This window comes from Bradyrhizobium sp. CCH5-F6, assembly GCF_001556045.1.
Taxonomy (GTDB): Bacteria; Pseudomonadota; Alphaproteobacteria; order Rhizobiales; family Xanthobacteraceae; genus Bradyrhizobium.
The window spans coordinates 22358-33358 of the sequence record NZ_LSIC01000205.1 but is presented as its reverse complement, the minus strand read 5'-3'; the positions used below and the strand labels follow the sequence as shown (position 1 = coordinate 33358).

General features: G+C 61.2%; 6 protein-coding genes and 2 pseudogenes. 3 read left to right on the top strand and 5 right to left on the bottom strand.

What is annotated here, in order from left to right; all coding sequences use genetic code 11:
• Positions 1 to 376: pseudogene (locus AX729_RS40865) on the top strand (DUF2939 domain-containing protein); the annotation flags it as partial.
• Between the two features lie 754 nt (positions 377 to 1130).
• A pseudogene (locus tag AX729_RS36570) lies at positions 1131 to 2311 on the top strand (acyltransferase family protein).
• Positions 2312 to 2524: 213 nt separating this feature from the next.
• Here the strand turns inward: AX729_RS36570 and AX729_RS36565 are convergent.
• The 4 genes from AX729_RS36565 to AX729_RS36550 form a co-directional block, all read right to left on the bottom strand.
• A complete protein-coding gene (locus AX729_RS36565; protein ID WP_057197038.1) occupies positions 2525 to 3019 on the bottom strand; it encodes a MarR family winged helix-turn-helix transcriptional regulator in 495 nt (164 codons plus the stop codon).
• Positions 3020 to 3179: 160 nt separating this feature from the next.
• A complete protein-coding gene (locus tag AX729_RS36560) occupies positions 3180 to 3956 on the bottom strand; it encodes a cytochrome c3 family protein (protein ID WP_057197068.1) in 777 nt (258 codons plus the stop codon).
• Positions 3953 to 4660, bottom strand: a complete 708-nt coding sequence (locus tag AX729_RS36555; RefSeq protein WP_057197039.1) for an iron reductase — start codon at positions 4658 to 4660, stop codon at positions 3953 to 3955. Before AX729_RS36555 ends, AX729_RS36560 begins: the two co-directional genes overlap by 4 nt.
• A 1-nt stretch (position 4661) precedes the next feature.
• Complete coding sequence (locus tag AX729_RS36550; protein WP_162250067.1) at positions 4662 to 6599, bottom strand: 2Fe-2S iron-sulfur cluster-binding protein; 1938 nt, start codon at positions 6597 to 6599, stop codon at positions 4662 to 4664.
• A gap of 517 nt (positions 6600 to 7116) precedes the next feature.
• Between AX729_RS36550 and AX729_RS36545 the strand changes: the two genes are divergently transcribed.
• On the top strand, positions 7117 to 9579 hold the full coding sequence (locus AX729_RS36545) for a glycoside hydrolase family 15 protein (RefSeq protein WP_245325520.1): 2463 nt from the start codon (positions 7117 to 7119) through the stop codon (positions 9577 to 9579).
• A 478-nt stretch (positions 9580 to 10057) separates the two neighbouring features.
• On the opposite strand, the gene AX729_RS40860 is transcribed toward AX729_RS36545, so the two are convergent.
• On the bottom strand, positions 10058 to 10822 hold the full coding sequence (locus AX729_RS40860; protein WP_230646721.1) for a Spy/CpxP family protein refolding chaperone: 765 nt from the start codon (positions 10820 to 10822) through the stop codon (positions 10058 to 10060).
• Between the last annotated feature and the right edge of the window lie 179 nt (positions 10823 to 11001).

Below are 11001 nucleotides of genomic sequence, written 5' to 3'. Positions count from 1 at the left end.
GACGTCGCTCGCAACGCAGGCCTATGGCGCAAGCGGGCCGGAAGCGATTGGCGCCGCTTTCGCGCTGGCCTTAAGTCCATATGTATTCGATCCCGTAGCCGACCGCGTCATCTCGCCGTCCGGACTCATCGCCTGGTATTCGGATGCACGAAGATCGGGCCGATCGAGCACGTTGTGGGAGGCAACGAGCTACGCGTTCTTCCGGGCCCCGACGCGCTTCTTAGTGGCACTGAGGATGAACGAGCCGCAATATCCGAATATCGAATTCGAGATGAAATTGACGGGTTTAAGATGGCAGGTCGACCACCTGGTCTGGCCGCGCGCGAGAGGTATCGCTGTTCCCGGGTCCGGCGCATCCGGTCCGACGACAGAATGATCAAACGTCGCGCCGCTTATGAGCGCGCTTGGTCTTGCAGCAGCCCTGCGAAGCTTGCGAGGGAGATGAAGGCGTTACAACTGATGGCGGCGTAGACGAGGGGCTCTTAACTCGAGCGCCAGTCTTAGCCGTGCCTTGTTGAGCCGCCGTCTCACCGAGGCCAGGCGGGTGATAAATTCATTGAGCTCGTCGCCCTCGAAGCCCGCGAAAACAATGTCGCCGGCGGCTTGCTGCTGCTCGTCGTCGCGGGCCTAGCTGCTTGAGCGCCTTGTGTCCGAGGTCGTGCCCAGCTGGTGGTGTAGCTGGAGCGCAGCCGCTCGCGACGCGCGCCTCAGATTGCGCCGTAGCGAGCGAGCTGCTTGGCAAGTCGTCACCGAGGATCGCGAGGCCGACGCGGCTCACAGACGCGAGCCGAGGCCTCGATAGGGACGCCCGACCTGAGAACGTCACCCAAGTCCGTTTTGACGCCGTAGATCAGTGGAGGTATTTCCGACGTCTAGCGACGAACTGTCAAACGCCCTATCAGTCTCACAGACGAAGGAGGGGCGGTCGTACGCAAACACCGAACACTCTGTCGGTGATTCTGTGGTGGGTCTAAACTCTCGAAAGTCTCCCGTTCGGGACGGCAGGCGCGATTTTGTTGTCTTGGAATCTTGACCTACATCAAGCGGTTGCAAGGTGGGGGAGATATCAATCATAAGATCAGGTTCGCGCCGGCAACTTTTGATGATCGCCAGCTGGCCGGAGCGCACGCATAAGAAGGAGCTTCCAGGCGGCGGTGGTTGCGAATGTGCAGGCCGCGAGCGATAAGTTACGCGACGTCGCGGTGGATCGCGCGCGCACGTTTCTGATGCTGATGGTGCTTCTGCACCACTCCGTGATTGCCTACACCTATTTCGGTCATACCGACGCTAAGTCGTGGATCGGCTTTGATATCGTCGTGCTCGCCACCGACAGCTTCTTCATGGCGACGTTCTTTTTCCTGTCAGGCCTGTTCGTATGGCCGAGCCTCGCCCACAAAGAGCTGCAGGTCTTCCTGCGCGACCGGCTATTTCGGCTTGGCCTGCCGTTTGTGATCGGCGTACTCACCATCATTCCGATTGCGTATTTCGCGATCGAACTGCGCCGGCGCCCAGACGCGAGCTTTCTTTCCTTCTGGTGGAACACAATCACAGTCGGGCCATGGCCAAGCGGACCGATCTGGTTCATCTGGGTGCTGCTCGCTTTTGACTTGGCAGCTTGTTTCCTGTTTCATCTCTCACCCAAACTGCTCGATCCTATCAACCGGCTGGCGGTGCGCGGCTATAGGCGACCGACCGAATTCTTCATTCTGGTGCTTGCTGTTACGGCGGTCGTCTACATTCCGATGCGGCTCTATTTTGGAGCGGGACGCTGGTTGAGATTGGACCGCTCTCGCTGCAGGCCAGCCGCGTTCTACTATATCCTGCCTACTTCCTCATCGGGGCGGGCGTGGGCGCCGCGAACCTCGATCGCGGTCTGCTAAGTGCGGATGGCCGGCTCGCCAAAAGCGGCCGGGGCTGGATCGTCGCAGCGCTCGTCCCCTACTGTCTGTTGTGGGTGCTTATTTACGTCAAGCTTGAAATCCTCGGAAATCCGGTATGGCTGCCGGATTGGTATGAGGCGAGCTACGGCCTGTTCTTCGTGACGTTCAGTGCGGCCATTCTATTTGCAATCTTCGGCTACTTTCTGAGGTTCAAACGCACGGGCTTTAGCGTGCTAGATTGGATGCAGGCACATGCCTATGGCATGTTTCTGGTGCACTACCCGATCGTGCTCTGGATCCAATACTGGCTGTTTGACTTCGATGTCCCTGCGATCGCCAAGGCCCTGACCGCATTCGTGTTCACAGTTCTGTTGAGCTGGGGTGTAACGGCGGCCTTGCGAACAATCCCGGGAGCGAAGCGGGTGCTTTAGTTTCACCTTGAGGAGCGGGAGACAACGGCGTTCAGGCTGATGAGCACGCACGCGGTCTCGGCTTGGGCATATACGCATACAAGAGCACCATCGCTCTCCAGCATGACCTGGCGGCTTCTGAGGGTCCCGTAATACCGGCCTGGCCTGCCGTAATTACTCAACGAGAACAGCCCGTTCCTTGACTTGACCGTCCTCGCGGCGAGAAGTCGAGGCTTACAACTCGAGCGTCACTCTTAGCTTTGCCGTCTCAAGCCGCCGTTCGAGCAATGTCAGTTGGGCGACAAGTTTGTTGAGCCCGGCCTCTTCAAAGTCCGTGAACACGGAATCGGTCACCGCTTGATGCCTATCGGCCTCGCGAGCCAGCAACTTGAGCGCTCTGTCTGACAAGAAGAGCCGGACGACCCGGCCGTCCATGCGACAAGGTCGTCGTCGCACCAGCTTGATCTTTTCGAGCAGATTGGATTGGGTTGTAACAAAGGACCCATTCACATGCAAAATCTCCGCAACCGTTTTAACCGGGACACCGCTCCCCTCGTCCAGATCGGAAATCGCTATCAGGATCATCCATTGAGATCTGCTGATCCCGAGCGCTCGTGCCCATACTCGCTGGATCTCCTCCAAATAGGCGTAAATCGCCGTGATCTCCCACGTGAGGCGATTGATCGCTTCGCTGTAGCGCTTCTCGGTTATATTCTTGGTCGAGGACACGCTTTCGTCATCCCGTGGTGTATTCTAGCGGACAAATCTGATGGACGCCGTGCCGCCTGTCCGCCGTCAATCGTCCCCTTGATCTAGGTCCTTGGTGCTGCTGACCTGTGAGCGTGTTGGCGACGCGCAAGCAGAGGCCAGGATTTCCTATCTGAAGACGTCAGTGCATACTCACACCCGCTCCTTCCTTGCGGTCCTTGAATGAATTCGTCTTGTGGCACTGGAAGCATTGATTGATTTGCGTGCTTCCGTGCCCACCCATGCGCATCGAAGCGACCGCAAAGTGTTCGGTGTAATGGCTCGGCGGGGCCTGATGGCATTGCGCACAGATCTTTGACGTGGGAGAGGGATGCAGAAAAGCAGCGACGCGCCAGTTGTCCGTATCATGGCAGCTTGCGCAATTGCGTCCCAGAAGCTCCTGATGCGGGTCTTCGCTGCTGTGGCAGCTCGCACAATCCAGAGCATTTCTCTCCACCCCAGGTGAGACGGAAACTCCGAGAAAATCCGCCAAGTCCTTGACCATCTGACGGGTCGCTCCCGCATGACCCGCCGCTCCGCTCGTAAGGTGCGAGCCGATACGCACAAGGCTCGCGTGATCCATTCGGGTCGGCCGGCCGGCCGCTTGATGTTCGCTATGGCAGCCGCGGCAATCCTGGACCGTGGCGTGGAAGGCAGTCGGCTGCTTGGCCAGATCCGCGGCGGCGTTGGCGTGACATTTGATGCAGGTCTGAGCCTCAACACCGCGTGCAGGCGTATGGCACGCTTCGCACTTGCCGTTCAAGAACGCGTGCTCCTCGGAGAGGGGACCGGGCTGGAAGGCTTCTTGCCATCCCGGAATCGACGCCGATCCGGTGCGATAAAGCATCGCAATGGCGGTCCCGCCGACAAGCAGCCCTGCGACGATCAGCAGCAGGTAAAGGCCGTTGAGCGGCTTCACGACAGCCACCGTAGGCCGTAGTAGATTTCTCCTGCGATGTGCAGGACGAGCAAGGTGTACATGAGGATTGCGGCCACGACATGCGCCACGATCCAGCGCATGGACACTCTCTTCAAGATCTCGCGCGAGCCGATGGCGTATTCGAGATCGGCGATACCTTCGACGACCTGCAGCATCGAGACGTTCTGCAGGGCTGGCGCGCTGATATTGGCGGCAGCGGCGTCCTCAAGGACTTGGCGCTCGGCAACGGCTTCCGCTGCCTGATTGTAGGTCGCGCGAAGTGTGCCGAGGTGCGACTCCGCCTCCTTCAGCTCGAGAGACGTCTGCGGTAGGTAATATCGGCCTACGAATCCGGTCGCCACCACGATCAACATGACGACGAGGAGCGCGATGCCGAGTTGGCTCTGGTATTTGTGGCCGGTGTGCAAGATGGCCAGAAACGCGCCGAAGACACCAGCATAGACGTGAAACGTCAGCAACGCGCGCAGTGACACGATCCGGGTCACCCATCGCTTGATCCAAGCCGTATATTTGACCAGCGGATAGATCAGAAGAGAAACCATCAAAGTGGCGGCGGCCACCCCGAGCACGAAGCCCATCAAGCTTCCGGCGAACCGCGGCGCGGTGTGGAATAAGAACGCCGGCACCAGGAAGAGGATGACGGAGAGCACTGCCTCGGCGATCTGCCGTTCGGTCTGATTCATCTCAAGCCTCGACAACCAGATTGCCGACGGACTTGGCCTGGCAGGCGAGAATGATGTTGTTGGATTTGTCCTCGGGCGTCAGGGCATCGTCCACCTCCATCGTCACCTGGCCTTCGAGCAATTTCGTCTTGCAGGTCCCGCAAACCCCGACGCGGCAGGCGTAATCGATCGACACTCCATTGGACTCGGCGACCTCGAGCACGGTCTTGTCTGGCGGTAGGGCTACGACTTTGTCGGCCTTGGCAAACCGAATGGTTGCCGTTGCCGGTCCGATGGCAAGCGCGGCGGGCGGCGCGCCCGCCGCCGCAGCGGCCGGCTCGGATGAAACCACCTGCGTCACCCCCGGCGGGGGCACGGCACCGCGTGCCGGTCCGAACGCCTCGGTCTTGACCTGTTCCGTCGGCACCCCGACCGTCGCTAGGAGCTTCTTCATGGCCTCCATCATGCCGGGAGGACCGCAGAGATGGATGCGCCGTTTGATGATGTCCGGGACCGACTGGGTCAGGAGCTCCTTGGTCACGTGGCCTTGCGGCCCCATCCAGGAGGTGCCCTCTGCACGCGCCATGGTCGCGATCACGTGCAGGTTCGGCATGCGGCGTTGCAGATACTCGAGCTCGTCGCGAAAGATGAAGTGCTCGGTGGTCTGGACGCCATAGACCAGAAAGATGTCGCCCCGCCAGGCGGTATCGAACAGATAGCGTATGGCAGCCATCAAAGGGGTGATTCCCACCCCGCCACCGATCAGGACGACGCTGTCTGCTTCCTGTCCTCTGAACGTAAACGCGCCAAAGGGCGCAGCGACTTCAATCAGATCGCCTTGCTTGATCTTGTCATGCATGTAATCCGAGAAGATGCCCGGCTCCTCCCGCTTGATGGTCGTTTCCACATAGGCGGTCTGTGCGGCCGACGACGCAATTGTATATGAGCGCCGCACGAGCTTGCCATCAATCTCCGCGGTATAGGTAAGGAACTGTCCCGGCACGAAGGTGAAGGGAATTGGCCCGCCGTCTGGATTCTTCAGCCGAAAGGTTTTCACATCTTTTGTTTCGCGAAAGATGCCGGCGACCTGTAGCTTGCCTTTCCAGGGCGAGGATGCGGCGGCAGGACTTGCCGCCGCAACTGCCGAGCTCGACGCGCCCGCTTCACCCGCCCGGGTCGATGGAGGCGTACCCGGAGATGCGGCAGGAGGTGGTGCGGCAGGAGGCGGCGTGGTGGGCGGCGGCGCACTTGGCGGTGCCGGCGTAGCGACCCTGCCAGATGCCGTGGCGAGAGCGGGAGCGCTCGTCAATCTTTGCACCAACGCGTTGGCACGGCGCAGACGCAGGACATACACGAGAATCATGGCCGCGGTGAATGTCGCCAGCACCGCCATTGTGACGACATGAAACCACGACAGTCCAAGCCCCGCATCGTGCGAAGCTGTCAGCGCGGGAAGATTCAATTGTGTCCTGAACCAATCCAGCGCGATCTGCTGTGGGGGCTTTCCTTCCGAAAGCGCCCGAAGCGTGGTTGCCGCGCTCTTGGCCTGGTTCAGCGCATCGCGAAGCCGCGAGGTGGCCTGCTCCGCGCCGGCGGAATCAGCCCTCGCATTGGCCTGGCGAAGCGCCGCTTCGGCGCTGGCGATGTCTTCGGTGGCGGTGTTGAGCTCCGCACGCGCTTGAGATTCGATGCGCTGGCGCTGCTCGGCTGTCAGGCTCGGCATATCCATCAGCGACGGATAAAACTCCTTGCGCGGACGGCCGCCCATCATTTCTCCCATCCCGCCCATGCCGCCGTGGCCCATACCGCCCGGAGATGCGCCCCCCATTTCTCCCGTCCCTTCCCTCGGCGGGCCCATAGAGGGCATTGAAGAGGCAGGCGGCGATCCCATGCTGCCGAGCGCCGCAGGGCCCGTTGGCGCCGACGCATTAGGATGATGTGACTCGTGGCCTCCTTCCATCTGCGCATCGGCGTGGAAGGCGGACAGGCTCACGATCGTGGCCGCCGCGATCAGGGCCAATCTTGAACGGCGACGTTGAGATGCGAACGGCACGAAAGAACCTCCCGAATTCCTGTTATCAGAGAGCATCACCTGACAGAAAACAACCCCGGGGGCTTGTGATCATGATGAGGTTCTTGTCACCTTCCTGAAAGTGAGAGCCGGTGACCGCCCGGCAGCAGATCGACACTTGCTTGCAAATCGCCGACCTGCGCAACCTGCGCAGACACATCGAAGCCCGAGCTCCCGCTGCAGAAGTTTCAGGGAATTGGCCATGCACGGCTCCTACAGCTGCAATGCGTCTTGGTCACAATGAAGCGGATTGGGTCCCCCCTGATTGACCTGCATCAAACTTGATAGGCCGGATGTCCGACAAACTGCTGCAAAGCCATCCAATCATCGAACTCATGCAATGCAACATGCTTGTGAACGGAACGTTTGCCCTCCGTCGCCAGACCGTCAATCAAAGCATCCAGCCGTGATAACCGCTCAAGATCACCTGGACGCGCTCGCAAAGGAAGCGGCGGTTTCAACTGCCCCGCGGCGCCGGACCAACCACTGGGAACCGGACCCGCATTTCGATGCGCCCGGCGCGCCGGGGATACCCCCGACCTGGACGAGCAGCTCAAAAGACGTGGTCGGCTGCTCGCTCGGGCCCGCCCGGCTTTGGTTCACGGCTGGTTATGGCATCATCAACGAAGTCTACTGGCCGAGGATCGACATTCCGCAGATTCGGGACCTCGGCTTCATCGTCGCCGACGACCAGGGATTTTGGGTCGAGGTCAAGCGGATGGGTCAATATCAGCTGCGATCGGTCGCACCAGGCGTTCCCGCCTACGAGATCACCCATTCCCATTCGCGGTTCAGCTTGCGGCTTCGAATCACGCCCGACCCGCTGCGCGATGTGCTTGTGATCGAATGTCGCCTTGAGAGTGACGATCCGGCGTTGCGAATCTATGTGCTGGTTGCCCCCCATCTCGGCGCCACCGGCTATGGCAATCGCGCCGTCATCGCCGAACATCGCGGACGGCGCTTTCTGTCGGCGGAACGGGCGCCGTTTGCGATGGCCCTTGCTGCCGTGGACGAACACCAGCAGGACGCGCTCATGAGAGCGAGCGCGGGGTATGTCGGCGCCAGCGATGGTTGGCAGGATTTTGCCCACAATGGCAGGATGGCGTGGGAGTATCCGGCGGCCGGCCCCGGTAACGTCGCGCTGTTGGCTGAGTTGCGACCATTCAGCGTGCTCGCGTTGGCCTTCGCAAGCAGCCAGGGTGCGGCCGCGACATTGGCCGTGTCATCACTGATGCAGCCGTTCGATCGCGTTTTGGACGCGCAAAGCGCCGATTGGAGCGCCTGGCACCGCAGCTGCGATGAATGTTGCGCCCGACCGGTGGGCGCTCCGGCTCATTTGCAGGATCAGTTTGTTACATCCGTCACGGTTTTGCGCACACATCTCGATAAGACCTACCCGGGCGCGATGGTGGCGAGCCTGAGCGTGCCCTGGGGCGACACGGGCAACGAGCGGAGCGGTTATCATTTGGTCTGGCCTCGCGATCTCGTCGAGTGCGCCACGGCGCTACTTGCCTTCGGAGGGGAGGCGGAAGCGCGCAACACCCTGCGCTACCTGATCGCAACACAAAATGTGGAAGGACACTGGCAGCAAAACCAATGGTTGGGCGGCGAACCCTATTGGCGCGGGGTCCAACTCGACGAAGCGGCGTATCCGGTTCTCTTGGCCGCTCTGCTCGCCGACCGGGATGCCTTAGGAGGAATCGAGCCCCACGACATGATCCGTCGCGCGCTCGGCTATATCGCCCGGGTCGGTCCCTCGACGGAGCAGGACCGCTGGGAAGAAAATAGCGGACTGAACGCGTTCACCCTTGCCACCTGCATCGCGGCGCTTGTCGCGGGCGGCTCGCTGCTCGAGCCTACGGCGCGCCAGTGGGCGACGGCGCTGGCAGACTTCTGGAACGCCCATCTGGAAGACTGGCTCACCGCCTGCGGCTCCGATCTGGCAAAACAGTTCGCCATTGCCGGCTATTATGTCCGCACGGCGCCGCGATCAGTGCTTTCCGAAGGCCAGGCGGCGCTCGATGAACTCGTGCCCATTCGCAACCGAAGCGATGGGGTGCGAATGCAGGCGAGCGAACAAGTCAGCACGGACTTCTTGCGCCTGGTCCGCTTTGGTCTCAGGGACGCCGCTGATCCGCTGGTCCTGGATACGCTCAAGGTGGTGGACCGGCTCTTGAGGGTGGAAACACCCTCCGGTTCGGTCTGGCGCCGCTATAACGGCGATGGCTACGGTGAGTACGACGATGGCCGGCCGTATGATGGCGCCGGCAGAGGCCGGCCCTGGCCGCTGCTGGCCGGGGAACGAGGTCATTACGCGGTGAGCGCCGGCGATGATCCCTTGCCGATGCTCGAGACGATGGCCGCGTCAGCCAGCCCCGGTGGCATGATCCCCGAACAGATCTGGGACGCGTCGCCAGTTCCTGAGCGGCGACTGTATCCCGGCCGCCCAACCGGGTCGGCGATGCCCCTCGCGTGGGCGCATGCGGAATTTGTCAAGCTTGCCGTCTCCCGCAACCACGGTCGGCCATTCGACCGTCCGGAGGCCGTCTGGAAGCGATACGGTGGAAGGAAGAAGATGTCCCCGTACGCGTTCTGGTGGCCCCACGCGCAAATCCGGTCCTTGGCCGCGGGCCGTCGCCTGGTCATTGCCCTGCCTCGGGCCGGAATGGTGCACTGCGGCGTGAATGGATGGCGAGAGGTCCGCGATCTCGACGCACTCGATAGCGGTCTCGGCTTCTGGGTGGCGGAACTCGACACCAGCGGGATGAACAGCGGCGAAAGCATCGATTTCACCATCCGCTGGCAGGAGGATGGTTGGGAACGGGTCGACCATTGCATCGATGTCGTATCTGCTCGCGAGGAAGTGTGAGGGCATTTCGGCCGTGGCCTCGCCAACCTGTTTCTCGACAATACGGCAGCCGCCATCCAGGACCTACAGATTGGGGTACGGGCGCGGTCGACCGGCGCCAACGCTCTCCGACCGAGATGCTCGCAAAGCCCCAAGAAGGTGCTGAGCAAGACTCCGAGCGGCGGCTTTGCGAGGCTCAGTTTTATGTCGCCGATTACGGGATCCACCGAGGCGCTACAAAGGAGGCTTTGGACATCATGAAGCGAGTTGTTTCGCGCTGCCGCTCTTTTGCCCTTGTCTACGGCCCCGCACGGGCGGAGATCAGCTTGGCGCGGCACTGACGCGTTGCTCGTTACCTTGCAAAAAGCAGAGTGCACACCCCGAGATAGGAACCAAATTCGCCGCGAGGTGAGTCCAGAACATTGCCGGCAATCCGTTTCCCTCAAGGCGGAGTTGGCGCGCGATGCGGCCAAGCTCCGGCCCAAGAACCCAGGGGCGGCTATTTGCCCATATTCATCGGTTTCGACGCCGACGCAGGTGCGGCCGTAGAGCCGGGCATCGGCACCATCCCCAGCACCATCTTGCGCTGATCATCGGTCAGGAGTTTGGCGGCCTCGCCCACGGCGCGAATAAAGCCCAGCCTTTGGTCCGCCTTCAACTTTTCGACCTCGCGAATCTTCACCTCGACCGTCGCGGCATCCGGCTGGTCTGCCGCCGTCAGCAACCAGAGGGCCTGCTCTGCTTCGTCGATCTTCCGCTGCTGATTTGACTGGTCGACGAGGGCGCGCTGCTTGACATCGTTGAGGCCGGTCCTCTGCTGGGTGGAAAGGCCGAGCTTATCGGCATATTCGAGGTAAAATCCCGTCGCGCCGACGTGATAGATATGCGATGAGCCGGGAAACCCCGGCAGGCTGGTTTGCATCGACATGCCCGATGCACCGGCCGAGCCAGATCCGGGCGCCTGCCCCATCGATCCCATGCAGCAACCGCCGCCCATGCCGCCGGACGAAGCGCCGGACATCCCCCCATACCCCCCTGACGGGCTTCCCGACATTCCACCCATGCCGGACATCGAGTTGTTGGATTGGCCTCCCATCGAGCCCATTTCCTTGTCGTCCATCATCGCCATGCGAACGGACGGCGGTGCCGCGAATACAGACGTTACGACCAGTTGCGACGACAGCACGCCCACGAGGGCGACCGCGGCGAGCCGGCACGTCATTGCCGGGGCGGATAGCGGATTGTTTCGACGACTAAGGTTCATTTCTGGTCCTCCTGATGCTCATGTCATGTTGCTGTCTTTTGGTGAAAGACGTTTGATCTAAAACAAAGTCGGTGGTCAAAATGCGTGTCAACCTCCAAAACAGGTGGCGGCACTTCAACGACAAATGGCCGCGATGGACTGTAATGATTCCGCTATTCGAGCGTCTATCGAGTGGTTGG